General features: G+C 64.8%; 28 protein-coding genes. 12 read left to right on the top strand and 16 right to left on the bottom strand.

Annotated features, from left to right (window positions below):
• Positions 1 to 226: 226 nt before the first annotated feature.
• A complete protein-coding gene (locus tag ACFOSU_RS04425) occupies positions 227 to 2065 on the bottom strand; it encodes a sensor domain-containing phosphodiesterase (RefSeq protein ID WP_380686864.1) in 1839 nt (612 codons plus the stop codon).
• 258 nt (positions 2066 to 2323) lie between these two features.
• Between ACFOSU_RS04425 and ACFOSU_RS04420 the strand changes: the two genes are divergently transcribed.
• Entirely contained in the window at positions 2324 to 3079 is a 756-nt protein-coding gene (locus tag ACFOSU_RS04420) for an SURF1 family protein (RefSeq protein WP_380686862.1), read from the top strand.
• Positions 3080 to 3119: 40 nt separating this feature from the next.
• On the opposite strand, the gene ACFOSU_RS04415 is transcribed toward ACFOSU_RS04420, so the two are convergent.
• The 4 genes from ACFOSU_RS04415 to speB all read right to left on the bottom strand — a co-directional run bounded on the left by ACFOSU_RS04415 (position 3120) and on the right by speB (position 7991).
• On the bottom strand, positions 3120 to 3725 hold the full coding sequence (locus ACFOSU_RS04415; protein ID WP_380686860.1) for a PEP-CTERM sorting domain-containing protein: 606 nt from the start codon (positions 3723 to 3725) through the stop codon (positions 3120 to 3122).
• Positions 3726 to 3835: 110 nt separating this feature from the next.
• Entirely contained in the window at positions 3836 to 5464 is a 1629-nt protein-coding gene (locus ACFOSU_RS04410; RefSeq protein WP_380686858.1) for a 5-guanidino-2-oxopentanoate decarboxylase, read from the bottom strand.
• Positions 5457 to 6848 (bottom strand): sodium:solute symporter, encoded by a 1392-nt coding sequence (locus ACFOSU_RS04405; RefSeq protein WP_380686856.1) that lies wholly within the window; start codon positions 6846 to 6848, stop codon positions 5457 to 5459. The genes ACFOSU_RS04410 and ACFOSU_RS04405 overlap by 8 nt, the downstream gene beginning before the upstream one ends.
• Before the next feature lie 186 nt (positions 6849 to 7034).
• The gene (speB, locus tag ACFOSU_RS04400) at positions 7035 to 7991 is read right to left on the bottom strand and encodes an agmatinase (RefSeq protein ID WP_380686854.1); all 957 of its coding nucleotides are present in this window, start codon (positions 7989 to 7991) and stop codon (positions 7035 to 7037) included.
• Positions 7992 to 8148: 157 nt separating this feature from the next.
• Here speB and ACFOSU_RS04395 point away from each other — a divergent pair, with 157 nt between their 5' ends.
• Together ACFOSU_RS04395 and ACFOSU_RS04390 are read left to right on the top strand one after the other, a co-directional pair.
• Positions 8149 to 9558: a sigma-54 interaction domain-containing protein gene (locus ACFOSU_RS04395; RefSeq protein ID WP_380686851.1), complete on the top strand. Its 1410-nt coding sequence runs from the start codon at positions 8149 to 8151 to the stop codon at positions 9556 to 9558.
• 116 nt (positions 9559 to 9674) lie between these two features.
• Positions 9675 to 10157, top strand: a complete 483-nt coding sequence (locus tag ACFOSU_RS04390) for a DUF6918 family protein (protein WP_380686849.1) — start codon at positions 9675 to 9677, stop codon at positions 10155 to 10157.
• Here ACFOSU_RS04390 and ACFOSU_RS04385 read toward each other — a convergent pair.
• Positions 10154 to 10732 carry a DUF2452 domain-containing protein gene (locus ACFOSU_RS04385; RefSeq protein ID WP_380686847.1) on the bottom strand — a complete coding sequence of 193 codons (579 nt, stop codon included), beginning with the start codon at positions 10730 to 10732 and terminating at the stop codon, positions 10154 to 10156. The two genes, ACFOSU_RS04390 and ACFOSU_RS04385, sit on opposite strands and share 4 nt — an antisense overlap.
• Before the next feature lie 170 nt (positions 10733 to 10902).
• Positions 10903 to 11661 carry a hypothetical protein gene (locus ACFOSU_RS04380; RefSeq protein ID WP_380686845.1) on the bottom strand — a complete coding sequence of 253 codons (759 nt, stop codon included), beginning with the start codon at positions 11659 to 11661 and terminating at the stop codon, positions 10903 to 10905.
• Positions 11662 to 11897: 236 nt separating this feature from the next.
• On the opposite strand from ACFOSU_RS04380, the gene ACFOSU_RS04375 reads away from it, so the two are divergent.
• From ACFOSU_RS04375 to ACFOSU_RS04365, 3 genes are all read left to right on the top strand, one after another.
• A complete protein-coding gene (locus tag ACFOSU_RS04375; protein WP_380686843.1) occupies positions 11898 to 12038 on the top strand; it encodes a hypothetical protein in 141 nt (46 codons plus the stop codon).
• A 341-nt stretch (positions 12039 to 12379) separates the two neighbouring features.
• Positions 12380 to 13099, top strand: a complete 720-nt coding sequence (locus ACFOSU_RS04370; protein ID WP_380686841.1) for an AzlC family ABC transporter permease — start codon at positions 12380 to 12382, stop codon at positions 13097 to 13099.
• Complete coding sequence (locus ACFOSU_RS04365; RefSeq protein WP_380686839.1) at positions 13096 to 13419, top strand: AzlD domain-containing protein; 324 nt, start codon at positions 13096 to 13098, stop codon at positions 13417 to 13419. The genes ACFOSU_RS04370 and ACFOSU_RS04365 overlap by 4 nt, the downstream gene beginning before the upstream one ends.
• Positions 13420 to 13538: 119 nt before the next feature.
• On the opposite strand, the gene ACFOSU_RS04360 is transcribed toward ACFOSU_RS04365, so the two are convergent.
• The 4 genes from ACFOSU_RS04360 to ACFOSU_RS04345 all read right to left on the bottom strand — a co-directional run bounded on the left by ACFOSU_RS04360 (position 13539) and on the right by ACFOSU_RS04345 (position 15537).
• A complete protein-coding gene (locus tag ACFOSU_RS04360) occupies positions 13539 to 13853 on the bottom strand; it encodes a hypothetical protein (protein ID WP_380686837.1) in 315 nt (104 codons plus the stop codon).
• A 211-nt stretch (positions 13854 to 14064) separates the two neighbouring features.
• A complete protein-coding gene (locus tag ACFOSU_RS04355) occupies positions 14065 to 14292 on the bottom strand; it encodes a hypothetical protein (protein ID WP_380686834.1) in 228 nt (75 codons plus the stop codon).
• Positions 14293 to 14353: 61 nt separating this feature from the next.
• Entirely contained in the window at positions 14354 to 15157 is an 804-nt protein-coding gene (locus ACFOSU_RS04350; RefSeq protein ID WP_380686832.1) for a family 1 encapsulin nanocompartment shell protein, read from the bottom strand.
• Complete coding sequence (locus ACFOSU_RS04345) at positions 15154 to 15537, bottom strand: encapsulin-associated ferritin-like protein (protein ID WP_380686830.1); 384 nt, start codon at positions 15535 to 15537, stop codon at positions 15154 to 15156. The genes ACFOSU_RS04350 and ACFOSU_RS04345 overlap by 4 nt, the downstream gene beginning before the upstream one ends.
• Positions 15538 to 15703: 166 nt before the next feature.
• Between ACFOSU_RS04345 and ACFOSU_RS04340 the strand changes: the two genes are divergently transcribed.
• The 3 genes from ACFOSU_RS04340 (at position 15704) to ACFOSU_RS04330 (ending at position 18765) form a co-directional block, all read left to right on the top strand.
• The gene (locus ACFOSU_RS04340) at positions 15704 to 16186 is read left to right on the top strand and encodes a hotdog fold domain-containing protein (RefSeq protein ID WP_380686828.1); all 483 of its coding nucleotides are present in this window, start codon (positions 15704 to 15706) and stop codon (positions 16184 to 16186) included.
• 93 nt (positions 16187 to 16279) lie between these two features.
• Positions 16280 to 16969: a hypothetical protein gene (locus tag ACFOSU_RS04335; RefSeq protein ID WP_380686825.1), complete on the top strand. Its 690-nt coding sequence runs from the start codon at positions 16280 to 16282 to the stop codon at positions 16967 to 16969.
• A gap of 197 nt (positions 16970 to 17166) precedes the next feature.
• On the top strand, positions 17167 to 18765 hold the full coding sequence (locus tag ACFOSU_RS04330) for an isocitrate lyase (RefSeq protein WP_380686823.1): 1599 nt from the start codon (positions 17167 to 17169) through the stop codon (positions 18763 to 18765).
• Between the two features lie 132 nt (positions 18766 to 18897).
• Here ACFOSU_RS04330 and ACFOSU_RS04325 read toward each other — a convergent pair whose 3' ends face one another.
• On the bottom strand, positions 18898 to 19455 hold the full coding sequence (locus ACFOSU_RS04325; RefSeq protein WP_380686820.1) for a hypothetical protein: 558 nt from the start codon (positions 19453 to 19455) through the stop codon (positions 18898 to 18900).
• Between the two features lie 534 nt (positions 19456 to 19989).
• On the opposite strand from ACFOSU_RS04325, the gene ACFOSU_RS04320 reads away from it, so the two are divergent.
• Both ACFOSU_RS04320 and ACFOSU_RS04315 read left to right on the top strand, forming a co-directional pair.
• Complete coding sequence (locus ACFOSU_RS04320; protein ID WP_380686819.1) at positions 19990 to 22596, top strand: sensor domain-containing protein; 2607 nt, start codon at positions 19990 to 19992, stop codon at positions 22594 to 22596.
• Positions 22597 to 22644: 48 nt separating this feature from the next.
• On the top strand, positions 22645 to 23376 hold the full coding sequence (locus ACFOSU_RS04315; RefSeq protein ID WP_380686817.1) for a gamma-glutamylcyclotransferase: 732 nt from the start codon (positions 22645 to 22647) through the stop codon (positions 23374 to 23376).
• 14 nt (positions 23377 to 23390) lie between these two features.
• On the opposite strand, the gene ACFOSU_RS04310 is transcribed toward ACFOSU_RS04315, so the two are convergent.
• The gene (locus ACFOSU_RS04310; RefSeq protein ID WP_380686815.1) at positions 23391 to 23783 is read right to left on the bottom strand and encodes a DUF4186 family protein; all 393 of its coding nucleotides are present in this window, start codon (positions 23781 to 23783) and stop codon (positions 23391 to 23393) included.
• A gap of 129 nt (positions 23784 to 23912) precedes the next feature.
• Between ACFOSU_RS04310 and ACFOSU_RS04305 the strand changes: the two genes are divergently transcribed.
• The gene (locus ACFOSU_RS04305) at positions 23913 to 24779 is read left to right on the top strand and encodes a glycine betaine ABC transporter substrate-binding protein (RefSeq protein WP_380686813.1); all 867 of its coding nucleotides are present in this window, start codon (positions 23913 to 23915) and stop codon (positions 24777 to 24779) included.
• A gap of 100 nt (positions 24780 to 24879) precedes the next feature.
• On the opposite strand, the gene ACFOSU_RS04300 is transcribed toward ACFOSU_RS04305, so the two are convergent.
• From ACFOSU_RS04300 to arfB, 3 genes are read right to left on the bottom strand one after another with little or no spacing between them, the layout of a single operon-like run.
• The gene (locus ACFOSU_RS04300; protein ID WP_380686811.1) at positions 24880 to 25776 is read right to left on the bottom strand and encodes a ketopantoate reductase family protein; all 897 of its coding nucleotides are present in this window, start codon (positions 25774 to 25776) and stop codon (positions 24880 to 24882) included.
• A complete protein-coding gene (locus ACFOSU_RS04295) occupies positions 25773 to 25913 on the bottom strand; it encodes a hypothetical protein (protein WP_380686809.1) in 141 nt (46 codons plus the stop codon). Before ACFOSU_RS04295 ends, ACFOSU_RS04300 begins: the two co-directional genes overlap by 4 nt.
• A gap of 23 nt (positions 25914 to 25936) precedes the next feature.
• Complete coding sequence (arfB, locus tag ACFOSU_RS04290; protein WP_380686807.1) at positions 25937 to 26359, bottom strand: alternative ribosome rescue aminoacyl-tRNA hydrolase ArfB; 423 nt, start codon at positions 26357 to 26359, stop codon at positions 25937 to 25939.
• Positions 26360 to 26462 lie beyond the last annotated feature (103 nt).

Here is a 26462-nt window from a genome sequence, read left to right as displayed (position 1 = left end):
AATCAACGCTAATCGACAATGTCTGACGATCGGCGAGTGACGTGATCCGGCCACCCCGACCCGACCGCGCGGTCGCGCAGTACGAATCGATGTGTCGGAGCAGGTGTGAACGTGCACCCCGCGAACTCGTCCCCCGGGTGGTGCAAGGCGTGGCCGCCCGTGCTCGATACGTTGGATGCCAAGCGGCGCCCGGCGGATATCCGGCGCGCTTGATGGCCTGTCGGTATCAGTGCCGTCTTTGCGTTTGATGTGGCTCGGCCGGTTCCGGCGACAGCGTTGTATTGTCTTGCGCCCAGTCGAACAGCGCCGTCGGGCGTAACGGCTTGCTGAACAGATAGCCCTGCGCCTGTTCGCTGTTCCAGGCGCCCAGTAGTGCGAGCGTCTTCCGGGTCTCCACGCCTTCTGCGACCACCTGATAGCCCAGATCATGGGCAAGATTGATGATCGCGCGCGTGAGCGTCTGGGTGCGTGGATCGTCGTCCAGTTCCTGGACGAAACGCCGGTCGATCTTGATCTTGCCGACGTTGAGTTTCTGCAGGTACGACAGATTGCAGTAGCCGGTGCCGAAGTCGTCGATCGCAGTGGAGACGCCGAGTTCGTGCAGTTGCTGCAATGTCGGAATGACGGCGTCGAGATTGCGGATCAACAGGCTCTCGGTGAATTCCAGTTCGAGGCTGGCGCCGCTCAACTGATGTTTGTGCAAACGTTCTTGCACGCGTCTGACAATGTCGGGGTCGGTCAGATCGTGGGCCGAGAGATTGACCGCGATCTGCAGCGTCAACCCGGCTGCCCGCCATTGCACGCACTGCGCCAGCGCGGTGTCCAGCACCCAATCGGTGAGTGGTCGCATGAGCGCGGTCTTCTCGGCGGCTTCGATCAGCTCGACCGGCGACACCGTGCCCAGCGAGTCGTGCTGCCAGCGCAGCAGGGCCTCGACGCCGGTGCAGGCGCCGCTGGCCAGATCGATCTTGGGCTGATATTCCAGATGCAACTGGTCCGGTGCGGCAAGCGCGGCCGGCAGATCGATGAGCAACTGAAGCTTGCGCTGGCGGCGCGCATCGCGGTCCGGAGTGTGGAACGCCCAGGCGCGATTGCTCTCCCAGGCATCGTCGGCCGCGACCGCCGCCTGACGCAGATGTTCTTCGGCGCCGCCGGCGGCTTTTTTCAGTGGCGCCACGCCCATCGTGGCGCTCGGGGCGATCAGGATGCCGACCGTGGAGTGAAACGGTTCGCGCAGCGTGGCGATCAGTCGATCCAGTTTTCGCTCGACCTCGGGCCCGGTCTGTTCGTTCATGAAGAAACCGAAGCGGAACATGCCGATGCGGTACAGGTCGCGATCGGAGCCGATGGCCGCCGACAGTCGGCTGATGCATTCGACAATGAATCGCTCGGTCAGCTGATAGCCCATCACCTGGGTCAGGTCGTGCATCTGCCGGGGCATGGCGACGTCGACGACGCCGACGTAACCGGCAACGGCGCGCGGGTTAGATGCCAGTTTGTGCAGTTCCGCGTTCAGCGTTTCATGCATGCGTTGAAGCGTGTAGGTACCGGTCGCCGCGTCCAGGTACCCGGCCGATGCCCGCATCTTGATCCATGAGGACAGCACCTCGGACAGTTCCCGAAGCGTCTGCCGGTCGTCGTCGTCGAAATCGTAGCGCGGTTTGGTGTCGACGACACAGAGATTGCCCAGCACATAGTCGTCCGCGTTTTTCAGCGGCGCCCCGGCGTAGAAACGCACATGTGGTTCACCGGTCACCAGCGGGTTGTCGACGAACCGTGCATCCAGTGCGGTATCCGGCACCACCATCATCTCGTCTTCGTTGATGGCGTGACCGCAAAAGGATATGTCACGCGGGATGCTTTCCACCGCCGAACCCACCTGCGACTTGAACCACTGCTGGTCTTCGTCGACCAGGCTGATCGAGGACATGGGGGTGTGCATCAACCGGGCGGCCATCTGACAGACCCGGTCGAAAACGGCATCTTTGGGCGTATGAAGCAGATTGCTGCGGCGTAGTGCCTCGAGTCGTTCTGTCTCGTTGTCTGGAATTCGGGGCGTTTGCATCAGCAGCACATTCGATGAAGGATTTGCAGCGGTCTCATCGTCGTCGGCTGCGTTTCATATGCTTTTACAGGCACACTCAAGCCTCGCAGCCGCTCCGATCAGATGGGCGTTATCGGCCGGAACAGCAGAATCTGGATATGCCCTGCACCACGCCGGTGCGGCGCGACATCCGGTCGAGCCAGGAGCGGTGCGCCGCCGCAGTCTCGGTTGGCATCTAGAATAGCGCCTCTTCGTATTGCGACGCATGAGCGGCATGTCATGAATATTGGCCGATATCGATTTGCGCCCCCGTGGTGGGGCGGCCTTCTGTTTATGCTCGCCGCGGCGATTCTGTGCGCGCTGGGTGTGTGGCAGATTCAGCGCGCGCACATGAAAGAGGGGCTGGTTGCCGTGGCGAAAACCGCGCGCGAGGCCGGTCCGACCGACATGCATCCGGGTACTGTCGCCTCGGCCGGCAACGCCCGCGCGCCGGGGCTGACCTACGGGCGCCATTACTTCGTCGAAGGTCGTTTCGACGGCGCCCACCAGATTCTGCTCAACGATCAGGTCAACGGCCAGGATATTGGCTATCGCGTCTGGACACCGGTGGTTCTCAAAAGCGGCGAGCGGGTGATGGTCGATCGCGGCTGGATAGCCAAGGATTCATCGCCGAACGCGGTAAAACCCGACCCGACGGCGCCGACCGGGCCGGTACGGGTGCTCGGCTTCTGGCGCAGCTTTCCGCAGCCGGGCCTGAGCTTCGGCAGCGACGGCCGCTGCAAGGAGGGCCCGTGGCCGCGAGCACTCAACTATCCGGATGCCGCGACCGTGCGCTGCCAATACGCGGCGCCGGTGGTCAACGGCCTGCTGCTGCTCGACGAGAAGGATCCGAACGGCTTCGTGCGCGACTGGGACGAAGACCTCGTCGGCCTGTCGCCGTTCGGCCACTACGCCTATGCCTCGCAGTGGTTTCTGATGGCGGTCGTGGCCGGCATCATCTTCCTGGTCGTGAACACCCGCCGGCGCGATACCTGAATCGATGCGCGGCGTGATGTCCGCAGCGCGTTACCGCGATTCAGCAGCGACGATTCCGCCGGGTGACGCCGAAGCCCAGCAACAGCAAGCCGAAGGCCATCACCGCCATCGCGCTCGGCTCGGGCACCGAGGTCGCCGGCGCACCGGCCACAATACTGCGGCCGGCCACGGTCTCGTAGCCGAAACTGCTCAGGAACGTGCCGGAGATCCGCGCGTAGCCGTAGCGGGTGCCGTCCGGGAAAGCGAAGGCCAGACCCAGATATCTATTGACTCCGGAGTTGGCGATGGTCGTCGGCGTGTCGAAGCTTTTGTAATCGCCCAACAGCGTGCCGTTGCCGATCGTGGGTGCGCGACTGGGATCGCTGAAATACGAGGTCGGGGTGCCACCGAATATTGCGGGTGAGGATGCAATCAAGGCCACGCCTCCGGTGGCTACATCGACCGGGTCGTCAAACAGGCCGGTGGCACCGTTGTCGCTGAAGGTATAGGTGGCGTCGCCATCGAACAGGCTCAGGGTGTAGGAGCCGCCGCTGAAGTCGACGTTGGGCGCGCCGGCGATCACCGCCGACTGGGCCGATGTGGCCACGAGGCTCAGGGCGAGAACTACGTAAACGGCAAACAGGATCCGCGATTTTATTGTTTTCATGACAGATTGCTGATGACGGTTGGTTGTGACACAAGTCACGCAATCCGCATGCCATGCGCACAATATATTGTTGCGCAAGTATTAATTTGGAGCGGCCGCTTATCCGGCAATCAATGTGTAAATAATTTAGACAGTTGCGCGGTCTTGGGCCAGGCACCCGCGTCGACTTCGATCAGTTGCAGGCCGGGGCCGTCGCGCAGTGCCTGTTGCAGCGCCGTGGCATCTGCTACGCGGGTGCCGGGTATACCGAAGCCGGCGGCCAGCGTCTGAAAGTCTGGGGCGGCGATATCCACGCCGCAGCGGGAGACCTCGGCGTCGTCCATGGACCGACGGATCTCTTCATAGCCCTGGTTGTGCCAGACGATGACGGTGATCGGTAGGTCCTCATCAACGGCGGTGGCCAGTTCGGCGATCGTGAACATCAGCCCGCCGTCGCCCACGAGTGTGATTACGTGTTGATCTGGACGGGCGCGTTTGGCACCGATTGCGGCCGGCAGCGCATAGCCGAGGGTGCCGTAGCCGGTCGACGAGTTGAACCAGTGGCGCGGCTGCGCGCAGTGGACCAGCACGTTGCCGGCATATACCGGCGCGGTGGAGTCGCCGACCAGAACGGCATTTGGAGCAGCGCGCTCGATAGCGTCGAAAAAAGAGACGAACGGCGCCAGATCGGCGCGTTCAGTCAGATTCATCTCGGCGTACAGGGCGGCGACGCGAGCAGCGCCACCGCGCGGGCGATCCGCGATCTTCGGGGTCAGCGCGCGGGCGGCACTGGCGGCATCGCTGACCAGCCCGATGGCGACCGGGTAGGCGCCGGCGAGCTGGGCGGGATCGAGATCGATGTGAATGAGTGTGCCCGCGAGCACGAAGCCGCCGTCGAAGACGACGTCGTAGTCGGTTTCGCCCAGCTCGGTGCCAATGGCGAGAATGACGTCGGCCTCATGCGCGTGGCGGCGCACCGCGGGCCAGCTGGCGTTGGCACCGAGATCGAGCGGATGACCGCGGCCAAGCACGCCGCGCGCGTTGATGGTGGTCAGCGTGGGCGTGTCCAGGCGCTCGGCGAGTGCGCGGATCGCGTCCGGCTCTGCAATGGCGCCGCCACCGAGCAGCAGCAGCGGCCGTTCGGCGGCGTTGAGCGCATCGGCCGCGGCCTGAATGCCAGCAGGGTCCGGGGCCGCCCGATAAAGCCGGCTCGGCGGCCGGTCGGCGACGGTCACCGGCGCGTCGAACAGATCGCGCGGGATCTCGATATAGGCCGGGCCGGGCCGCTCGGCGGCGAATACCGCGAAGGCGCGATCCAGCACTTCGAACAGATTGTCGGCGGCGAGCAGACGATGGCTGAATGCCGCGACGCCGGCCAGGGTCGCCTGCTGGTCGGGCAGCTCGTGCAGCCGGCCCTGGCGCAGCCCGAGTTCGGCGGTCTTCTGGACGCTGCCGATCACCAGCATCGGCACGCTGTCGGCGCGGGCCTGGGCCATGGCCGTAGCGATATTGGTCATGCCCGGGCCGGTGATGATGAAGCAGGCCGCCGGCTTGCCGACGGCGCGTGCATAGCCGTCGGCCATGAAACCCGAGCCCTGTTCATGGCGCGGGGTGACATGCCGCAGCCCGCTGTTCTCCAGGCCACCATACAGCGCGATCGTGTGTACGCCGGGAATGCCGAACACGGTGTCGATGCCGCGTGCCTCGAGCCCCGCGATCAGCGCCTTGGCGAGGGTGGGACGGTCGTGCGCTTCAGGCATTGCCGGCCACCGGCGTAGGGCTGCTGTGCTGCGGCCGCAGGAAACTGCCCGCCACGAATGCCACCAGGCTGACCAGCAGACCGGCATAGATCGGCGAGTTGGCCAGCAGCCCGTCCTTGGCGATGAAGATGAACACCGTGATCGTGCCGGTGACCATGGCCGTGATCGCGCCGGCGTTGGAGCCGCGTTTCCAGAACATGGCGCCGATGATCGGCACCAGCATGCCGCCGACCAGGATGTCGTAGGCCACGGTGAGTGCGCCGATGACGTCGTCGACCACGAGGGCGAGCAGCACGGTCACCACGCCGATCAGGCAGGTCGACAACCGATGGATGGCCAGGCGTTCGATCGGCTCGCCGCCGGTGATGCCCGGAATCAGGTCGCGGGTGAGCAGGGTGGAGGCAGCCAGCATGCCCGCGCTGGAGGTCGACATCATCGCGGCGACCGCGGCGGCCACGATCAAGCCGAGCACGCCGTGGGGCAGGGCCAGCTGGGCAACCGCGGCGAAGGCGTTGTTGGGATCGTCCAGATTCGGTAGCAGCACGCTGGCGGCAACGCCCACCAGGGCGGCCAGCACGCCGTAGAGGATGCAGTAGAGCCCGGCGGCGACGCCCGCGAAACGGGCCACGTTCACCGAGCGCGCGGTGAACACCCGCTGCCAGATGTCCTGGCCGATGAGGATGCCGAGAAAATAGATCACGAAATAGGTGATGATCGTGCTCCAGCCGATGCCGGTGAGCGAGAAATGACCCGGATCGGCCTTGGCGACCATGGCCGACCAGCCGCCGGCGTAGCTGACCGTCAGCGGCAGCATCAATCCGACCATGCCGATGGTCATGATGATGAACTGGATGATGTCGGTCAGCGTCAGCGACCACATGCCGCCGAGGGTGGAATAGATCACCACGATCAGGCCGCCGATCAGCACGCCGCCCCATGCGGGCACACCGAACAGCACGGTCACCAGCGTGCCGATGGCGATCGTCGAGGTCACGGCCAGCATCAGGTCGTAGATGAACATCACCGCCGAGCTGACCGTCTTGGCGGCCGGCGAATAGCGATCGGCCAGCAGGTGGGTGACGGTATACAGCTTGAGCCGCGCCAGCGGCTTGGCCAGCACCAGGCTCAGCACGATCAGACCGAGACCGAGCGCGACACACAGCCACATGCCCGACAGCCCGTAAACATAGCCGAGCTTGACGGTGCCCACGGTCGAGGCGCCGCCGAGCACCACGGCCGACAGCGTACCGATATACAGGCCCGGCCCGAGGCGTCGCCCGGCGACCAGATAATCGTCCTGGCTGGCCGCGCGGCGCATGCCCCACCAGCCCAATGCCAGCATGGCCAGCGCATAAACGCCGATGACGACTAGATCAATCCACATGATGTCTTCCCCCCGGACCGGCGCAATGGCCGCCCGCTGCTTGGATCAAATGTATAGCGTGCTTGCGGTATGAAACCGCGAGCACGGACCAAGGGGAGAGCGAGCGCCGCTCCCCTTTGGAAACCCCATTGCTCAATTGCCCGCAGCAAACTGCGGGGTATTCGTGAATCATCGACTCGGTCCGGATCAGCGATAGGTGACCCCGGGCAGCACGCACAGCATCTCGTAGGCGAGATTGGCGGCCACGACCGTGGTCTGGCTGTTGGCATCGAAGGGCGGCGAGACCTCGACCAGGTCCGCGCCGACGAGTTCCAGCCCGCGCAGGCCGCGGATGATCTCCAGTACCTGCGGAATGGTCAGGCCGCCGATTTCGACGGTGCCGGTGCCGGGTGCGTAGGCCGGGTCCAGGCTGTCGATATCGAAGGTCAGATAGACCGGGCCGCCGCCGACCTTGGCGCGGATCTCTTCCATCAGCGGGGTCAGCGATTTGTGCCAGCATTCCTCGGCCGGCACCACGCGGAATCCACGCTCGCGGCCCCAGTCGAATTCATCCGGCGAATAACCGGTGCCGCGCAGGCCGATCTGGGCCACGCGCTGGGTATCCAGCAGGCCTTCCTCGACCGCGCGCCGGAACGGGGTGCCGTGGGCGATCGCCTCGCCGAACATGTGCTCGTTGATATCCGCATGGGCATCGACGTGCACCAGCCCGACCGGGCCGTGTTTTTTGGCCATCGCCCGCAGGATCGGCAGGGTCAGGGTGTGATCGCCGCCGAGCGTGATCGGAGTGACGTCGTGGGTGAGCACTTCGTCGTAGTAGCGCGCGATGATATCGACGCTTTTCTTCAGGTCGAAGGTGTTGATCGGTACGTCGCCGATATCGGCGACCTGCAGGCTTTCGAAAGGCGCCGCACCGGTGGCCATGTTGAACGGGCGCAGCATGCGCGATTCGTCGCGGATGGCGCGCGGGCCAAAACGGGTGCCCGGCCGGTTCGAGGTGCCGATATCCATGGGGATGCCGATGAAGGCGACGTCCAGCCCGGCCGCGCTGTCCTGGGTCGGCAGGCGCATCATCGTGGCCGGGCCGCCGAAGCGCGGCATTTCGTTGCCACCCATGGGTTGATTCAGTTGGCGCGTGTCGTTCATCGAGGCTCCCGGCGTTCGTGGCTGTTCGTCATACGCCGGACTTCGCAGAAAGCGTGCCATCGGGGCGGGGCCCGATTCTTCAACGGTTGCGTCGATATTCAATTCATTCATGAATCGATTGGCTGCATTATTCGATTCATTCCTGCATTATTGATTCATGAGTGAATTGGTCGACGTCCAGGAACAGAGTGGAGAATCGCTGCGCGCCTTGGTCGCAGCCGATACCGCGCTGCTCGACAAGCTTTTCGAGACCAGCCGCGAGCATCTGCTGATCGCCGACGGCGATGGCCGTATCCTGCGGGCGACGGCCAGCTGCGGCGCGGTCTATGGCCTGAGCGCGCAGGCGCTGTGCGCGACCACGGTCGCCGATCTGCAGGCCCGGGGAGTGCTGTCGCCGTCGGTCACGCTCAAGGTGCTGGCCAGCCGGGCTCCGGCACGTGTAATGCAGATCACGCCTACCGGCCGCCAGGTCATGGCAGAGGCCTATCCGGTATTCGTGGGCGGCAAACTGGTGCGGGTGATCAGCCGTTCCCGAGATACCACCGACCTGCGGCATCTGCGCGAGGAATATGCGCTGCTGACCCGGCATCTGGCCGATCGCAGCGACGCCACGTCCGACGAGGCCGGCGACGATCCCGCGCTGGCGGCTCACAGCCCGGCGATGCGCTCGGTGATGACGCTGCTGCGCGAGGTCGCGGGCACGGATGCCACGGTGATGCTGCTGGGCGAGTCGGGCGTGGGCAAGACCGCGCTCGCCCGCCAGGTGCATCGCTGGAGCGTGCGCCACGCCGCGCCGTTCGTGGATATCAACTGCGGGGCGATCCCCGAATCGCTGTTCGAGTCCGAGATGTTCGGGTCCATGCCGGGTGCGTTCAGCGGCGCGCCGCCGCGTGGCCGCGCAGGCCTGATGGAGCAGGCCCAGGGCGGCACCTTGCTGCTCGACGAGGTCGCCGAACTGCCGCTGACGGTGCAGACCAAGCTGCTCAAGGTGCTCCAGGACGGCCGCGTGACGCGGCTCGGCGGGCGTGAATCGCGCCAGCTCGATTTCCGCCTGATCGTGGCCACCAATCGGGATCTGGCCACCCGCGTGGAAACCGGCGATTTCCGGCTCGACCTGTATTACCGGCTCAACGTGGTGCCGGTCGAGGTGCCGCCGCTGCGCGAGCGCCGCGAAGAGATCGCTGCGATCGTCGAACAGAAAATGCGGCAGCTCAACGCCCGTCACGGCGAGACGCGCGTGCTCGATGACGGCCTGTGGGGGCATCTCATGCGCCACGACTGGCCCGGCAATATCCGCGAACTGGAGAATTTCGTCGAACGCAGCTGGTTTGTCCCCGCCGACCCGATAGCGAAGGGGCCTGGCGTGTCGTTGTCCGAGCCCGCGCCTGACCACAATCCGGTCCGTCTGGCCGATGCGCTGGCCGCGACCGAGCGCGCCTGTCTGGCGCGTGCGCTCGCCGGTGCCACCAGCACCTATGAGATCGCCGACCGGGTGGGTGTCAGTCAGGCCAGCGTAGTGCGCAAGCTGAAAAAACACGGTCTGACCGCCCCCGGTCGTTCTCGATGAGCCCGATCTATGGCTATTCGCGGGCTCGTTCATATTCGGGTCAATCGGGCTGTGGTCGAATAGCGCCCATCTTCATTCACCACCATCGACGCATTCGCTGCAAAGGCTGGTCATTCATGGTTGAATCCACTACTGCTCACAAACAGGGTCCGTCGGCTCACGATGCCCGTGGGCCGCTGGCACAACGTCTGCTCGCGCCGGAGACCTTTCCCGCGCTCACTGCCGATGCCTGTGCGCTGGTCGAAAAAGAGATCAAGAAACGTGGCATGACCATGCGCACCGCCTACGGTGTCGCCCTCAAGGTCAAGCCGGATCTGGTCACCCGTACCGTGACCGAGCTCATGCCCGGCTTCGTTGCCGAGCTCGAGCCCTGCTATGCCGTTTTTCAGAACAGCGGATCCATTGATCTGCGGGCCCATTTCATTGCCAACGCCGAAACCGTCGCCGATGCCATGCTGAGCGTGGCTGATCGTCGCGCGCAGCGGATTCACAGCCGCGCGATCAGTTCCGGCTACAAGCGGGTGCGCGGCCGCGCACGACGCGAGATCATCGACACGATGCCGCAGATCGCCGACGTGCTGGCCCGCCACGCGAACTAGCTGCCGGTCTCTTCCGCAGCGTGGGTTAGCAGCCCGCGGGCCTGATCGTAGCTCAGGCCGCCGATGCCCGCATACGCCATCGAGCGGCCGAGTGAACAGGCCACCGCGAATGCCGCGGCGCGCCGGTAGAACGACAGGCGGCGCTCGTAGCGTGGCAGCACGTCGTCCAGTGTTTCGGCAGCGGCCAGCCTTGACTCCAGTTGTGCTCGGCGCTGGCCAAGATAAGCGATGAAGCGGTCGTCGGCGGCCACGGCTGCATCCAGGGCCATGGTCCAGGTCAGATCCCGTTGCAGCGTGCAGGTGCCGATGAATCGTCCGGCCACGGCTTCGCCGAGCATGCCGGGCGGGGTCAGGCCGAGCCAGAAATGCGTCTCTTTCCGATACAGGAAATAACGTTTGCCGACCACGGGCTTGAAGCGGAATTCGCTGTCGAGCACGAACAACGAGGTGAACAGTTCGGTGGTCACCTGGTCGATCTGCTTGGGCGGGACCTGGGCCAGCCCGGCGCGCTGGGTCTCCAGTGTGGCAAGCACCGGCGAGGTGCCCTTGCCCTGCGGATTCGGATTCTTGTTCATGCGTGGCGCGATATGAAGATCGTGATCAGATAGACCCTGCGCGCCTGCGTGGATGGATGGTCGCTATCGCCGCGTTCGTTTCCGGGCCGGAATAAAATACGGCGACTCGATCATGCACGACGGTGTCCGGGAAGAGGCTGTCGGTGACGAGAACCGGCAGGTGGGGTTGCTCAGCGGCTGCGCAGGCGCAACGCGGTCGGTAGGTGACTGGTCGGGCAGTATTGGTATAACGCGGTGTCGCCCTGTGCGTCGTCCAGGGCAAAGCGCTTATCGTCGACCACGGTCACCCGCGCCGTGGCCGATGCCGGCGGCGCTGTCGCACCGGCCGTGGTCGTGCACTGGCTGCCCAGAGAGAAGATGACGCCGGTGTGATCGAGCAGCGGCGTTGCACACCGCGGTGCCGCCGGCGTGGTCAGTATCTGGCCATCGAAATACACCAGATCGGCGGGCGTTGGCTCCCAGCAATCCTGAGAGACCGGCGCATAGGCGCCTGTGGTCAGCGGCAGCGCATCGGCGGTGTCCGGCGTTCGGCAATAGCCCTCGGGCCCGGGTACCACGATCAGGCAAAGACGGCGCCCGGCCAGCGCGGCAACGCCGGTTTCGGCGCCGTTGCCGGGGCGCAGCGCCAGTGCCTCGCCCGCACGGGTGAAATAAAGCCGTCCGTCGCTGGCCAGGGCCGCCATGTTGGTCTCGTGGCCGGCGGCGTCGCCCAGCGTGAGCTCGAAATAGCCGGACCGGGCCGTCGGCATGATCTGAATGAAGCGCCCGCTCGGCGCGTGCCAGCGGCCAATCCAGTCGGCCGGGCGATCGCCCGGCGCGTCGAGCGGCTGTGGGGCGGACGTCGCCCCGGATGTGCCGGCAGGCGTGACACAGCCGGCAAGGCTGAGCGCGAGCAGCGTGAAGAGGACGGCAATCAGGGCCTTGGTCATTTAGGGACGGCGCTGTACAGGTCGAAATTACCGTCCGATGATAACCAAGTGGGGGCCGCCGAGCGGGCTTTTCACGCGCGGCATCGGCGGCAACCTCGTGTCGACGATGCCGCGGGATCGATATCGACGCAGCCGCAATCGGCGCGCGAGCGATGGTGTGCCCGCGACGCCGGATTTCAGACTAGACTAGGTCATTGTTCGGCCCGCTTCCGCCCGCGACCACGCAGGATACAAATATGGCGAAAACGAATTATCAGTTCGAGCGACGGCAACGAGAGCTCAAGAAGAGCCAGCAGCAGGAAGAAAAGCGTCAGAAAAAGCGTGAACGCAAGGAAGCCACCGACCGCACGCAGGAGCCGCCGGAGAGCACGTCATGAGCAAGGGAATGGACCGCAAGAAGAGCGAGAAGAAGAAGCCAGCCAAGACGCTTTTGGAAAAGAGAGCGGCCAAGGCCGCCAAGGAAAAAGCGAAATAAGGTTGCCGGCGGCGCGCGGCCTGATTCCGGCCGGCGTCGACCGAGCCGCCATCGAAAACGCTGGCCTGGTCTAGCCTGGCCCGGCGCCGGCACTGGTCGTGCTTCGTTTCAGCCGATTCGCTCGGGTCGTGGCCGGGCCGAAACTGCCCAGTCCGAAAGAATGGTTCGTTTGCCAGCCTGCGCGGTAACCCCGCGGGCGGCAGACGCGTCGCGGGCCGATCGGCTTGCCCCCGGAGAATATGAGTGAGTCAGACGCCGTTGCGCCGCCTGTACCCCGATTTCGCGGCCGGTACCAAGGCCGTATTGCCGTTGCTGATCAGCGTGCTCCCGTTCGCGGCGATCGTGGGCGTGGTGGCCGTGCGACTGGGGCTGTCGCCGTTCATGGCCAGTGTCTTCTCGGTTTTCGTGTTTGCCGGCTCGTCGCAAATCGCCGCGATGCAGCTCATGCACGACGGCGCGCCCTTGCTCGTGATTCTGGTGACGGTATTTTTCATCAATCTCCGATTCACCATGTACAGCGCCTCCATCGCCCCGCATTTTCGCGGCGCGCGGCGGCGCACCCGGGCGTTGATCGGCTATCTTCTGACTGACCAGTCCTACATCGTCGGTCTGTACGGCTTCGCCGAGCGAGATCGACGTGATCAGCGGGTGGCCTTCGTGCTCGGTGCAGCGCTGCCGTTCTGGTGCGGATGGCAGATCACCCTGGCGGCGGGCGCGTTGCTGGGCGCGCGCCTGCCGGCCGACTGGGGGCTGGATTTCGCGGTGCCGCTGACCTTTCTCGCGCTGCTGCTGCCGGCGATCGTCGACCGGGCGACCTTGGCCGCAGCCCTGATCGCCGGCATCGTGGCGGTATTCGGCCATGACCTGCCGTGGAACATGGGGCTCATCGTCGGCGCGATCGCAGGGATCATGGCGGGCGTGGGCGTAGCAACGGTCCGTGACAGGCGCGGGCAGGACACATGAGCGGGGCCATGTCCTGGGTGACGATCAGCCTCGCCGGGCTGGTGACGTTCCTGTTGCGCTGGTCGTTCCTGGCCCTGGTCGATTCCCTGGAACTGCCGGCCACGATCCGCCATGCGCTGCGCTTCGTGCCGGTGGCTGTCTTCTCGGCGATCGTATGGCCGGCGATTCTGATTCAGCAGGACGCCATTGTCTGGCCGACCGAGAATCTGCGTCTGTGGGCGGCCGCGGCCGCCGCGCTTGTGGCCTGGCGCACGCGCAGCGTGCTCTACACCATCGTCACCGGTATGGCCGCGTTCTGGTTGTTGTCGGTCATCTGGTAAGTCGGACCGGCGTGCGATCAGACGCCCGGGCACGGAAAAGCCGCTACCGTCAAGGCAGCGGCTCGGGGGCGTGAGAGCCGGTGCGTTTAGGCACCGATCAATAATTGATCAACGAGCTGTCAGTCGTGGTGACCATGATGACGACCACGATCGTGATCGTCGTGATCGCGATGACGATCGTAGTCGTGGTCGTCGTGGCCACGGCCATCGCCGTCGTTGGTGATATAGGTGCCACCTGCGGCGCCGGCCGCGCCGCCAAGCACTGCGCCGGTCTTGCCGCCGACCTCGTTGCCGATAGCGGCGCCGGCTGCGCCGCCAAGCCCGCCACCGATGGCGGAATCCACGGTGTCGTCGTCGAGCGCGAGTGCCGGTGTGCTGGCCAGTGCGCTGAGTACGACCGCGAGGGCGAGTGTCTTGTGTGCTGTTTTTTTCATGAGGTCTCCCGGCTAAGCGGTTCGAGCGTAGCGTTCAAATGTTTCAGTCACAATTTAACGATAAACGCTGAATCCTTCATGAATGGCCCGATTGGGTAGCAGCGTGTACTGCGGGGCGGATCGTCTGCTTCACGAACCGTTCAGGCCAACGGTCCTAGCGTCGTCGCCGTCATTCCAGGATTCATCTTCCGAGGTTCCCATGAAACGTCTGTTACTGGCCCTGCCGCTGATGCTGGTCGTTGTCGGCTGCGCCCATCCGCGCTATCACGATGATGACCACGAACGTGGCGATCATCGCTCCGATCACGGCGATGCGCAGTATGATCGCCGCCACCACGATCGCGATTATGACCGGGACGATCGTGGCCATCACGATGTCCACGACAAGCGTCGTCACCACGGTCGAGGCAACGACAACGACCAAGGCGATGACGACCATTGAGACGTGACATCGTCAATAGCCGCGGATAACCCCTGTCGTTATCCGCGGCCGTGTGCGTTCACCCGTGGCGCAGTGGCACCGCGGCTTCCGGGCCGAAGACCAGTGATGTGAAGCTTTCCTGGATGTACAACTGCACGCTCGAATCCGAGTGGCTGCTGTAGCCGATGGAGAAATCCTGGCCGACGTGCAGTTCGAAGTCGCCGCCGCGCAGGCTCACGATCACCGCACCGTCGACTGCCGGCGCCCATACGATCGGCCCCTTGAGCAGCCGCCGGACATGCTCCATCACCGGATAACCCTGTTCGGTGGTGCGGGTGAGTTCGGTATAGCAGCGTGGCCCGAGCGCGATGGCATACGGGCCGTCCACGCCGACACTGCGCAGGGTGTTGGTGGCTTCGGCGACCAGGCCCGGGTACTGGCTGTAGTCCTCGCCGATGGTCAGATGCTCGTGCTCGGTGGTCTGCATGACGCCGGTGATGCCGGCCGCCGCATAGCCGTTGAACACGGCGCCGTCCTCCATCATCGCGGCCTTGCGCGCGGCCTCGGTCACGCTGTCCAGATCGATGTCGGAAGCACCTCGAGCCGCCGCTTCGAGCTCGTCTCGATCGATCTCGAAAGGGATACGGGCTTCGATCAACGGCTGTACCACACGCTGGCGCAGGCGGGCGCCGGAGACCGGCGCGTCCTCGAGCGCCCTGACTCGGCCCAGATTGACGGCCGCCTGATCCCAGCCGTGCGGGCCGCTGAAATCGAACAGCTTGCGCCCGGCGAGCATGCGCTTGAGGGTCTGCCGGGCTTCGTCGTCGATTTCGTCCCAGGCGGCCGGCGTGATCGGTGCGAGTTCTCGGTGTAGATGATTCATGCGTGCGACTCCTTGAGGCTGCCAATGCCCAGCGAGCCGTCGGTGCCGCCGGCGGGGGCGTTGTCGTCGTCATCCATGGCCTTCTCTTCGGCCTTGAGGATACTGCCCTCGCCAAACAGATAGATGCGCATCTGTTCGTCGAGCGCGGGATCGCGCCGGCGCAGCCATTCCAGCGTCATCATGGCGTGTTCCTTCTCCTCGTCGCGGTTGTGCGTGAGCAGCGCCTTGAGGGCGGGGTCCTGGGTGGCATCGATGCGCTGGCTGTACCAGTCGACGGCTTCCAGTTCTTCCATGAGCGAGACGAGACCGCGGTGGGCTTCCAGCGTCTCGGGCGAAAGCAGTTCGATGGGCTCGTGAAACGAGCCACTCGATTCGGCCATGTCGTTCTCCGATTACGATTCAGGCTCACATGATTGAGGCGTGAGGCGCGGTGCCGTCAAGTGCCGCGGCGAATCGGTCGGGCGTATGGAAGGCCATCGACAAGCCAGCGACAGCGGCCGGTGATAACGTAGAGGACTATTCAACCCCGCCCGATAGAAGTCGCGCATGAGCAATACCAGTCGCGTACTGACGATGTGGAACACGCTGTCGACCAAACCGGGCGGCCGCTGGGCGTTCTCGCGGGCGGTCTGTCTCAAGGCGCCTTATTTCGGCAGCATCCGCCCGCATCTCGATGCGCTGGCGCCGGAGCATGCGCGTGTGTCGATCCGCAAGCGTCGGGCGGTACAGAACCATATCGGCACGGTGCACGCGATCGCCATGTGCAATATGGCCGAGTTCGCCGGCGGCCTGATGACCGAGGTCACGCTGCCGACCACCCATCGCTGGATCCCGAAGGGCATGACGGTGGAGTATCTGAAGAAAGCGGCGACGGATCTCAGCGCCGTCGCGAGCCCCGACGGTGCGCTGGATCTGGCCACGGCCAGCGACTACCGGGTCAGGGTGGAGGTCTACGACAAGCACGAGACGGTCGTCTTCCGGGCACTGATCACCATGTGGGTGACGCCAAAAGACCGCGCCGCCGCGTGAACGGCTGCCATCGTGAGTACGCATGAACGGAGGCCGAGTTGGTGGCGTGCGGTCATAACCGGGGTTATTGCCCTTGGGCTGTGCGGATGCGCGTTGCTGCGTATCGAGCCGCCGGCCACCACGTTCGTCGCGCCCGGGCAGCAGGCCCTGGATTTCACCGCCGGTTTCGACGGCACGCCGAGCGTTCGCGCGGTCGCCTATCGCGATCCGTCCGAATATGAGCAGTATCTGCGCGTCGACGGCGCGGCCCGTGCCGAAGCGATCTACAGCCTGGCCAACGGCCGCCAGACCGCCCTCGAGTTCTCGCCCTACGCGCTGCGTTCGCTGACTCGAGGCTGGCGCTTCAACGCGGTGCGCGGGAACGCCGAAGTGATCGAAAACTGGGGTGAGACGCGGTTGTTCAGGGACGATGGCCGGACGCTGCGTTATGCCCTGTACGAGCACCGGGGAGACGCCGGCCGGCGCGGCTGCCTGGCGTTTTCGCGGGCCTGGGACTCGGTGGTGGATGACCCGCGGCATCGTCCCGCTCGAACACTGTTCGGCTACTACTGCAGCGCGCCCGGAGAAGGGCTGACCGGTGCGCAGGCGTGGGCGGTCCTGCGCGGGCTGGTCATCCGCATGGGGGATGTCCCGAGGGTTTACTACGGCGGTTCGCGTGAGCGCGACCCGGCGGCGCTGGCGTATGCACGCGGGCGGGCGCAGGACGAGACAGGTCATCCGGATTTTCCACTGCGCCAGAGCCGTTATTACAACGTGGGCGACGGTGACGATAGCTTCAACTGAATCGACGTGGGGGCTGTGCAGGGATGGATTGCCGCCGACCACTATTCATGCGCTGAATGTCGACTATCACTCGTATCGGCTTTTCGTATCCGCGAGTGCTGCCTAGAATGCGCCCATCCGGTCGAAGGCGGATGGCGTACGCGCCATGCCACGACGAACGCCGCGCCGGGCCTTAATTCATAGCGAGAGGTTTGACGATGTCACAGTATTCGAAGGATGTGGACGCGATTGCGTCGCTGCGCGAGAAACAGGGCAGTGCCTGGGAAGCGATCAATCCCGATCACGCCGCGCGTCTGCGCGCCCAGAACCGTTTTCACACGGGTCTGGATATCGCCAAGTTCACCGCCAAGATCATGCGCGAAGACATGGCCGCCTACGACAAGGATTCGTCGCAGTACACCCAGTCGCTGGGTTGCTGGCACGGCTTCATCGGTCAGCAGAAGGCGATCTCGATCAAGAAGCACTTTGGCACGATGAAGAAGAGCTATCTGTATCTGTCCGGCTGGATGGTTGCGGCACTGCGCTCCGAGTTCGGCCCGCTGCCGGATCAGTCCATGCACGAGAAGACCACCGTGCCGATGCTCATCGAGGAGCTGTATACCTTCCTTAAGCAGGCCGACGCGTGGGAACTGAACCACTATTTCCGTGATCTGGAAGCGGCCAAGGAAACCGGCGACGAAGTCGCGGCCAAGAAGGCCCAGGACCAGATCGACAACTTCGAGACCCACGTCATTCCGATCATCGCCGACATCGACGCCGGTTTCGGCAACGAAGAGGCCACCTATCTGCTGGCCAAGAAGATGATCGAGGCCGGCGCCTGCGCCATCCAGATCGAGAATCAGGTCTCGGACGTCAAGCAGTGCGGCCATCAGGACGGCAAGGTCACCGTGCCCCACGCCTCCTTCCTGGCCAAGATCAACGCCGTGCGCTATGCGTTCCTGGAACTGGGCGTGGACGACGGCATCATCGTCGCCCGCACCGACAGCCTGGGCGCGGGCCTGACCCAGCAGATCGCGGTCTCCAACGAGCCGGGCGATCTGGGCGACCGGTACAACAGCTTCCTCGACGGCAAGGAAATCAAGGACGCCGCAGAGATCACCCCGAACGACGTGGTGATCAAGCAGGGCGACAAGCTGGTGGCGGTCAAGCGCCTGCAGTCGGGCCTGTTCGAGTTCAAGAAGGGCACGGGTGTCGATCGCGTGGTGCTGGATTGCATCACCAGCCTGCAGAACGGCGCCGATCTGCTGTGGATCGAGACCGAAAAGCCGCACGTCAAGCAGATCGCCTCCATGGTCGATCAGATCCGCGAAGTCGTGCCGGACGCCAAGCTGGTCTACAACAACAGCCCGTCGTTCAACTGGACGCTCAACTTCCGTCAGCAGGTCTTCGATGCCTGGAAGGAAGAAGGCAAGGACGTGTCGTCCTACGAGCGCGACCAGCTCATGGACATCAAGTACGACGACACCGAGCTGGGCCAGTTGGCCGACGAGTGGACCCGCGATTTCCAGAAGGAAGGCGCGGCCAAGGCCGGTATCTTCCATCACCTGATCACGCTCCCGACCTATCACACGGCGGCCCTGTCCACCGATCAGCTCTCCAAGGGCTACTTCGGCGAAGAAGGCATGCTGGCCTACGTGAAGGGCGTGCAGCGCAAGGAGATCCGCGAGGGCATCGCCACCGTCAAGCACCAGGACATGGCCGGGTCCAACATCGGCGATGACCACAAGGAATTCTTCTCGCGTGAAGGCGCGCTGAAGGCCGGTGGCAAGGACAACACCATGAACCAGTTCGGCTAGAGTCGGGGATATGGTGTAACGGTCACTCCGGTGACCGTCCACGAAAAAGGCGGGGCCTCGGGGTCCCGCCTTTTTTGTTGGTGTCGCGCCGGGGCGCCGGTTAGCGCGACATCGTGCCGGCCGGTTCTACCGCTACCGGGCCGTATCGGTGGTCGCCGCGCTCTCTGCCGGTCGTTTTTTGATCAGCGTCCGGAAGAAGATGGCGCCCAGCACGATGCCGGCGGCCGCGCCGATGCCACCGCTGGCGATCAGCCCGAAAAATGAACCGACAAGACACAGGATCGCGGCCGCCATGATTGCGAGCGGCGCGCGGCTGGGTGCCCAGCGGCCGATGTAATAGGCGCGCAGGGCGGTCCCGCTCAAGCCGGCCAGAAAGGCCAGGCCGAAGATACCGGTGGCACCGAGCGGCGTTTCGCTCGACCAGCGCAAGGTCGCGAGAATGGCGAATGCGACCAGTGTGTAGCCGATACACAGGATGAAGAAATCGAGCTCGCTGCGGTACTGATGGGTCTCGTCGGCATCACGCGACGCCGTTGCGCCGTTGCCTGCAGTCGTCGATCGAGCCCGCTGCGAATGCGCCAACGCGTTGGCCAGGACGCTGTGTTCCTCATCGGTAAACGTGGTGCTGTGCGATGCGTCCATGGCGTCCAGCTTGTGTCGTATGGCCTCGAGGTCCCGGTCCAGTTTCATCTCGATTCTCCTTTGGTTTTCGTAAGTATCTTCGCCAAATCGATGGCCCATTCTGGCACGACGGGCGCCAGTATCGCCGACAGGCGCGGCCGGCCACGCCAAGAACATTACCCGCGAGCAGGTTCCTTTTACTATTTTCAGTGGCTTAATAGAACGAGCCGCGTGTCGATAACAAGGGCATGAGCGGGATTGTCCGATGTCTTGCGGTCCGGCGATTCGACCACGACCGGTAAAGTGATGCGCGCGGTTCGGGTCGGAGATTGCCCCGTGCAATGAGCGTGGCTAAGATTGATTTTCGGGCCCGTCCGATGGGCTGGGCGGCGAACGTTGCCTGCTCGGGTCATTGCTATGCGTCGTGGCGAGTCGGGTTCGAGGACGGGCGACGCGGATAAATTCTGCCCGGTGCAGTGCAGGCGCGCCTGTGCCGGCCGGCGCCAGGCCTGATCGCGTCATAGCGACCGAGGGGAACCCATCGTTACCAGAGCAACAAGCAATGTCGTCGGCGCAGACTAGACCGTTGTCGAGGGCAGCCACATGAGCCTTCCCGGAGGGCAGCCGCCGGGTCGTAGAGCCGACGCGCTGTTCGAACTGGTATCCGATTTCTATTGGGAGCAGGATGCTGACGGTCGGTTCATCCGCCTCGAAGGCGCGATGGTGGATACGACGCCGATCGCGTCATGGCTGGGCAAGCGCCCGGCCGAGGTGGGTTTTGCCACCGAAACCGGGCAGGGCTGGCCGCGTTGCGCGCCGGGAGCCACGCCCCAGGGCTGGCGCTTCCGGGATCAAATCGTGGTCTATACGCTGGAAGACGGCACGCGTTGCCACCTGAGCCTGTGCGGTCAGGCGCTGTACGACGCGGCCGGTGCCCTGTCGGGCTACCGGGGGTTCGGCAAGGACGTCACCTTCGAAAAGGAACAGCAACGGGAACTGGTGCAGTTTCGTGCGGCGATGGACGCCTGCCCGGCCATGGTTTTCATCGTCGATCGTGCCTCGATGCGGTTCGTGTACGTCAACGAAACCGCATGTCGCCAGACCGGTCTGGAACAGGCGGCGCTGCTGCGCGAATGGCCCCACGAACTACTGTTTACGGACCGGGAGACGCTGGAGCGCGACTACGACGAGGTCATCCGTCGCTCCGGTCAGCTGATGCAGACCAGTAGTCGCGCCCGCGACGGTGGCCGTACGGTCGTCGAGGTGCATCGGCGCGCGCTCCATCAGGGCGGACGCTGGCTGATCGTGAGCGTGGTGCACGATATCAGCGCCCGGCAGCGTGCCGAGCAGAGCCGTGCCCGTCTGGAGCGCATGTACGCCACCCTGAGTGCCACCAACGAAGCCATCCTGAGGGCGACCACGCCCAACGAGCTGTATCAGAAAGTATGCGACGCCGCGGTCGACGGCGGCGGCTTCGCCCTGGCCACCCTGGTGCTGGCGGATGCGGCCGAGGGCGTACTGTCTGTGGCCGCCTCATCCGGGATGAGCGTCGAGACCGTCAATGCGTTCGTGTTATCGGCCGAGCCGCAGTCGACCGGCGACGAAGGACTGGTCGCCGAGTGCATTCGGCGCGGCGAGCCGTGCCTGAGCAACGACTATCTTGCCGATTCGCGTACACGCCGCTGGCACGCGCTGGCGCGGCGCGGAGGGATATGTTCGGCGGCCGCGGTACCCCTGATCGAGCAGGGGCGTGCCGTAGGCGCCCTGTTGCTGGCGGCACGGCGGCGCCGCACGTTCGATCAGACCAGTGTCGGCCTGCTACAGCGCATGGCCGAGAATATCGTCTTCGCGCAGGCGCATTTCGAGCACGAGGCCGAGCGCGAGCGCAGCGAACGCTATATCGAGTACATGGCGACGCATGACGAACTGACCGGCTTGCCCAACCGATCCCTGTTCAATCAGCTGCTCGAGCTGGCAATCGCTGACGCCGATCAGGTCCAGCGGCGTTTTGCGGTGATGTTTCTCGACCTCGATCGCTTCAAGGTGATCAACGATTCGCTGGGCCATGATGCCGGTGATGCGCTGCTCAAGATCGTCGCCAGGCGTCTGCGCGCCAGCGTGCGGGCGACCGATGTGGTTGCCCGGATCGGCGGCGACGAGTTTCTGGTGATGATCGAGCAGACCGAGGATCACGCTACCGCGGGCGCAGTCGCCGACAATATTCTGGCGACCATCGTCGACCCGGTGACGATCAAGGGGCACGACTATCGCGTGACCGCCAGTCTCGGCATCGCGCTGTATCCCGACGACGGCCGCGAGGCGAAGCATCTGCTCAAGAACGCCGACATGGCGATGTATCAGGCCAAGGAAAAAGGCAAGAATACGTTCGAGCATTATTCGCCTGCGATCCGCGCGCGCACGCTCGAACGCATCACCCTGGAAAGCCGATTGCGGCGGGCGGTCGAGCGCGACGAGTTCGCGCTCGTCTACCAGGCCCGCATCAGTCTCGCGAGCAGCCGGATCACGGGCGTGGAAGCGCTGCTGCGCTGGAACAGCCCGGAACTCGGTGCTCTGTTGCCCGATCAGTTTCTGCCGGTTGCCGAGGAAACCGGGCTGATCATCCGTATCGGCAGCTGGGTGCTGGAGACAGCCTGCGTACAGAGTCTGGCCTGGCAGGCATCCGGCCTGCGGCCGGTGCCGGTGGCGGTCAACATATCGCCGGTGCAGTTCGCCGACGCTCAGCTCGTGAGCCGGGTCGAGGATGTGCTTGCCCGCACCGGTCTGGCGCCGAATCTGCTCGAACTGGACATCAGCGAGAGCGCGGTGATGCGCGATGTGGGACGTTCGTTCGACGTGCTGCGTGCGATCAAGCGGCTGGGCGTACAGGTGGCCATCGATAATTTCGGGGCCGGCTACTCGTCGCTCACCCGTCTGCGCGAGCTGCCGATCGACAGTCTCAAGATCGATCGCTCGCTGATCCGCGACGTTTCCAGCAATGCGGGCGACCAGATCATGGCGCGCGCGATCATCGATCTGGCCCGCAACCTGAGCCTCAATGTGGTCGCGGAAGGGGTCGAGACCGCCGAACAGCAACGCTACCTGCGCTCGGAGGCATGCGACGATGTGCAGGGTTACTACTTCAGCCGCCCTGACGCGCCCGACGCGTTCGCCGCACTGCTGGGCAGCGATCGCTCAAATCAGCCGGGCTGAAACAGGCCGCGCTGGCCGGCAGGGGGTTCTCGCGCGATACTCGATGCAATGAATGATTCCCCACCCGAGCGCGGCCGGCTGGCCGGCGGCATCACCCGCGACGTTCTCGAACGCGACGGCATACGCGACACCATGCGTTCGCGACATCCGGAAGTGCCGTTGACCGCGCAGGAAGATGTCCGTGCGTCGGTGCGCGACACGCTGCGATCACGCCCGGCCGCGGTGGATACCAGCGACGGCGTGTGGGTATTCGGCTATGGATCGCTGCTGTGGAATCCTTGCGTGAACGTGGTCGAACGGCGGATGGCGCGGCTCTACGGCTTTCATCGCGACTTTCAGCTCAAGCTGACCTATGCACGCGGCTCGCCCGATGCGCCCGGGCTCATGCTCGGACTGGTACCCGGCGGATCGTGTCGGGGCATGGCGTTGCGTGTGCGCGCGTCCGATCTCGAACACGAACTGCTGATGGTGTGGCGGCGCGAGATGCTCACCGGCGTATACCGGCCGCGCTGGGTGGAACTGCACGCCGACGGGCGTCGTCTGCCGGCGGTGACCTTCGTGGTCGACCCGCGTCATCGGTGCTACTGCGGGCGTCTCGATGACACCGAGATCGTGCACCTGATCGCCACCGGCCACGGCTTTCTCGGTACCAGCGCCGAGTATCTCGACAACACCGTCTTGCATCTGGATGAGCAGGGCATACATGACGGTCGCCTGCGGGAACTGCGGCGCCGGGTCGCCGAACGACAGACCGGAAGCGGTCCGACGCCAGCGCCTTGAGCGCCGGGCCGGGGTCAGTCGCTGAACAGATCCCGCTGCGCGGGTCGGTGCTGAGCGCGCAACCAGCGCTCGATGACCGCGAGCACATGGCGCTGCTCGGCCTGCGCCAGCGCGCGCCCCGCCGGGATGTGATGCCAGCGCGCGAGGCAGCGCCGGCAACAGGTGGCAGTGGCGTGCTGGGCCACGAACACCGGATGATTGCGCATCGGTGTCTGGCGCCCGTCATTGAACGGCTCGGCCGGCGCCAGCCGCTCGGCGATGAAGGCCTGGGCCTGGCCCATGGTCTTGGCCAGGCCGCGCGCATCGAAATAATCGCGCTCGCGCGTGCCCAGCGCGAAACGTCGGCGAAATCGCGAACGCGCCAGTGCCGCGAACAGCTCATCCGGATCGCGCACGACCTCGGTCATCCCCGGCGTTGCCGAGGGCAGCGATCTGCTGCAACGCGATAGCGGCGCCCGGCGTACTGCTTGCGAGCGGCCCGGCGATTACCAATACTCGGTCGGGTCAATGCGCCTTACTCATCGGAAAATTCTTTCATGAAGAAAACCAGTCTACTGCTTCTCTCCATCGCGCTGGTGTCGGCCCTGCTGCCGGTCGGCGTGGCCCTTGCCAGGGATGAACCGATCACGATCTATGTCGACGAATACGCCGAAGGTCAGGTGATGAGCCACGTCGCCAAGGACGTGATCGAGTCCGAATACGATATCCCGGTCGAGCTCAAGACGGTATCCGTCGGCCCGGCATTTCTGGGAGTGGCGCACGACGAGCGTTCGCTGTTTCTGGTCGCCTGGCTGCCACGCACCCATGCCGATTACATGAAGCGGGTCGGCGATCAGGTCGACAATCTGGGGCAGATGTTCGACGGCGCGAAAATCGGCTGGGCCGTGCCCGCCTACGTGCCCGAGGATCAGCTGGCGAGCATCGCCGACCTGAAAAAGCCCGAGATCGCCGACAAGCTCGGCCAGCGCATCCAGGGCATCAGCGCCGGTGCCGGCGAGATGCAGGTGTCCAAGGAAGCGCTCGAGACCTACGGCCTGGACGACTATCGCCTGATCACCGCCAGCAGCGCGGCGATGACCGGCGCGCTCGGTGGCGCGATCAAGCAGAACAAGTGGATCGTGGTGACCGCCTGGAGCCCCCACTGGATGTGGAGCCGCTTCGACCTGCGTTATCTCAAGGACCCGGAAGGCGTGCTCGGCGGCAAGGAGCACGTCGACGCCATCGCCAGCAAGGGGCTGAAGACCAGTGCGCCCGAGGTGCACGATATGGTCCAGCGGATGCACTACTCGCTGGAACAGATCAACGCCATGCTCGTGGATGCGGAGAATACCTCCTACGACGCCGCGGCGAAGAAATTCATCGACGGCCACCCGGACGTTATCGCTGCATGGACAGGCAAGTAACCGGATGCTTACCGCCTACCCATGACCACAGATGAATTGATGGGCGTGTAACGCGAGGCTTTCGCGGTCAGTGGGCGCGAAAGCCTTGCCAAATCAGGCACTAGTAAACCGCTTGCGGGTCCGCCCTGCGTTTCAATTCGGCGACAACCCGCGCGTTGGCCGGCATGGCCAGGCCGAGGTGGCGCGCCTGATCCAGCAGCCAGCCGTTGATGGCGTCTATCTCGGTGGCCGCGCCGCGCTGCACGTCGGCACGCATCGACGAGGTATTGCCGGCGGTGGCGCGGGCGATGGCCTCGACGTTGGCCAGTGAATCGCCCGGCCATAGCGGGTCGAGCCGCTGCAGCAGCGCGTCGGCTTCGGCCACGATCGCGGTCATGCGCTCGCGCAGATCACGTACCTCGAGCAGGCGGCCGTTGGCGACGTCGTGAATCGCGGTCAACGGGTTGATCGCGGCGTTGGCGACCAGTTTCTGCCATTGGCGATCTCGGATGGCGTCGCTCCAGGCGAGGCCCGGCCAGTGGGCGGCCAGGCCGGCGTACCAGCCCGGAGGCGTGTCCGGCCCGCCCATCCAGGTCTGATTTTCGGCGACCACGTCATGAACCGGGTCGCTGCCTTTGACCGCACTGGTCGTGACCGCTTCGATGCAGGTACTTCGGTTCGGCAGCAGGCCGTCGAGGCTGCCCATGCCGTTCTGCAGGCGGAGTACGGTCGCGTCGGCCGCCAGCGGCAGATGTTCGATTGCGCTAGCGGTATACGGTGTCTTGCAGACCACCGCCAGATATCGGATCGGCTGCGCGATCGAGGCAGCCGGCCGGCAGGGCAGCTGCAGTTGTCGGGGGGGGCGGCCGTCGGCGAAGGTCAGCGTCTTGTCGCGCCTGTTCAACCGCTCGTGCAGTACGGTCACGCCATGGCCGGCATCGATCAGATGGCTGGCGGCAAGGGTGCCGATATTGCCGGCGCCCGCGAGTATCCAGTGCGGCAGGGACAAAGCGGTCATGAACGGATGGCGGCGCTGGCGGGTGCCTGGCACGCGTTGCACACGGTGATGTTCTTCACGCTCGCGCGTCCGATGCCGGAACCGGCGTCGGTGGCCACGGCGATCCGGCTTTCATGGAAAGCGCGTAGTCGAGCCATGCGGTTCTCTGCTGTCCTGGCGCTCAGCCGTCATCGCGGCTGACATTGCCGCGCAGCGCCTTGGTACGGCCGTGGCGGGTCTTCTTGTCCATGCGTTTGCGCTTGGCCGACCGCGACGGCCGCGTAGGCTTGCGCGCCTTGCGCTGGCGGGTGGCGCTGCGGATCAGCGCTTGCAGCCGTGCGAGCGCATCCTCGCGGTTCTTGTCCTGGGAGCGAAACCGCTGCGCCTTGATCACGATCACGCCGTCGGCGTTGATACGCTGGTCCGAGCGCGCGAGCAGCTGTTCCTTGTAGATCGTGGGCAGGGTCGAGGCGCGGATATCAAAGCGCAGATGGATGGCCGAGGCCACCTTGTTGACGTTCTGGCCGCCGGCGCCCTGGGCGCGGATCGCCTGCAGCTCGATCTCGTGTTCGGCGAGTGAGACCGTGTTGGATATCGGCAGCATTGAAACGCTCGACTGTGGCCCGCGGGCCGGATCTTCGCTAGCTCAGTCTAGGGCCTGTTGCCGTTTCATACGAGCCCGCGCCAACGACCATTTGTCTGCAAGA

The organism is Salinisphaera aquimarina (genome assembly GCF_042643355.1).
GTDB lineage: Bacteria > Pseudomonadota > Gammaproteobacteria > Nevskiales > Salinisphaeraceae > Salinisphaera > Salinisphaera aquimarina.
Note: the sequence above shows the minus strand (reverse complement) of the source record. Positions and strands in the feature narration are given on the sequence as shown.

What these genes read in the sequence shown, in the direction of transcription:
- ACFOSU_RS04410 (WP_380686858.1), bottom strand. Translation starts at nt 5,464, where the DNA reads ATGCCTGAAGCGCACGACCGTCCCACCCTCGCCAAGGCGCTGATCGCG.
- ACFOSU_RS04300 (WP_380686811.1), bottom strand. Translation starts at nt 25,776, where the DNA reads ATGACCGCTTTGTCCCTGCCGCACTGGATACTCGCGGGCGCCGGCAAT.
- ACFOSU_RS04395 (WP_380686851.1), top strand. Translation starts at nt 8,149, where the DNA reads ATGAGTGAATTGGTCGACGTCCAGGAACAGAGTGGAGAATCGCTGCGC.
- ACFOSU_RS04340 (WP_380686828.1), top strand. Translation starts at nt 15,704, where the DNA reads ATGAGCAATACCAGTCGCGTACTGACGATGTGGAACACGCTGTCGACC.
- ACFOSU_RS04420 (WP_380686862.1), top strand. Translation starts at nt 2,324, where the DNA reads ATGAATATTGGCCGATATCGATTTGCGCCCCCGTGGTGGGGCGGCCTT.
- ACFOSU_RS04350 (WP_380686832.1), bottom strand. Translation starts at nt 15,157, where the DNA reads ATGAATCATCTACACCGAGAACTCGCACCGATCACGCCGGCCGCCTGG.
- ACFOSU_RS04310 (WP_380686815.1), bottom strand. Translation starts at nt 23,783, where the DNA reads ATGACCGAGGTCGTGCGCGATCCGGATGAGCTGTTCGCGGCACTGGCG.
- ACFOSU_RS04315 (WP_380686817.1), top strand. Translation starts at nt 22,645, where the DNA reads ATGAATGATTCCCCACCCGAGCGCGGCCGGCTGGCCGGCGGCATCACC.
- ACFOSU_RS04295 (WP_380686809.1), bottom strand. Translation starts at nt 25,913, where the DNA reads ATGGCTCGACTACGCGCTTTCCATGAAAGCCGGATCGCCGTGGCCACC.
- ACFOSU_RS04330 (WP_380686823.1), top strand. Translation starts at nt 17,167, where the DNA reads ATGTCACAGTATTCGAAGGATGTGGACGCGATTGCGTCGCTGCGCGAG.
- ACFOSU_RS04425 (WP_380686864.1), bottom strand. Translation starts at nt 2,065, where the DNA reads ATGCAAACGCCCCGAATTCCAGACAACGAGACAGAACGACTCGAGGCA.
- ACFOSU_RS04390 (WP_380686849.1), top strand. Translation starts at nt 9,675, where the DNA reads ATGGTTGAATCCACTACTGCTCACAAACAGGGTCCGTCGGCTCACGAT.
- ACFOSU_RS04355 (WP_380686834.1), bottom strand. Translation starts at nt 14,292, where the DNA reads ATGGTCGTCATCGCCTTGGTCGTTGTCGTTGCCTCGACCGTGGTGACG.
- ACFOSU_RS04305 (WP_380686813.1), top strand. Translation starts at nt 23,913, where the DNA reads ATGAAGAAAACCAGTCTACTGCTTCTCTCCATCGCGCTGGTGTCGGCC.
- ACFOSU_RS04405 (WP_380686856.1), bottom strand. Translation starts at nt 6,848, where the DNA reads ATGTGGATTGATCTAGTCGTCATCGGCGTTTATGCGCTGGCCATGCTG.
- ACFOSU_RS04325 (WP_380686820.1), bottom strand. Translation starts at nt 19,455, where the DNA reads ATGAAACTGGACCGGGACCTCGAGGCCATACGACACAAGCTGGACGCC.
- ACFOSU_RS04345 (WP_380686830.1), bottom strand. Translation starts at nt 15,537, where the DNA reads ATGGCCGAATCGAGTGGCTCGTTTCACGAGCCCATCGAACTGCTTTCG.
- speB (WP_380686854.1), bottom strand. Translation starts at nt 7,991, where the DNA reads ATGAACGACACGCGCCAACTGAATCAACCCATGGGTGGCAACGAAATG.
- arfB (WP_380686807.1), bottom strand. Translation starts at nt 26,359, where the DNA reads ATGCTGCCGATATCCAACACGGTCTCACTCGCCGAACACGAGATCGAG.
- ACFOSU_RS04320 (WP_380686819.1), top strand. Translation starts at nt 19,990, where the DNA reads ATGAGCCTTCCCGGAGGGCAGCCGCCGGGTCGTAGAGCCGACGCGCTG.
- ACFOSU_RS04365 (WP_380686839.1), top strand. Translation starts at nt 13,096, where the DNA reads ATGAGCGGGGCCATGTCCTGGGTGACGATCAGCCTCGCCGGGCTGGTG.
- ACFOSU_RS04415 (WP_380686860.1), bottom strand. Translation starts at nt 3,725, where the DNA reads ATGAAAACAATAAAATCGCGGATCCTGTTTGCCGTTTACGTAGTTCTC.
- ACFOSU_RS04380 (WP_380686845.1), bottom strand. Translation starts at nt 11,661, where the DNA reads ATGACCAAGGCCCTGATTGCCGTCCTCTTCACGCTGCTCGCGCTCAGC.
- ACFOSU_RS04375 (WP_380686843.1), top strand. Translation starts at nt 11,898, where the DNA reads ATGGCGAAAACGAATTATCAGTTCGAGCGACGGCAACGAGAGCTCAAG.
- ACFOSU_RS04360 (WP_380686837.1), bottom strand. Translation starts at nt 13,853, where the DNA reads ATGAAAAAAACAGCACACAAGACACTCGCCCTCGCGGTCGTACTCAGC.
- ACFOSU_RS04385 (WP_380686847.1), bottom strand. Translation starts at nt 10,732, where the DNA reads ATGAACAAGAATCCGAATCCGCAGGGCAAGGGCACCTCGCCGGTGCTT.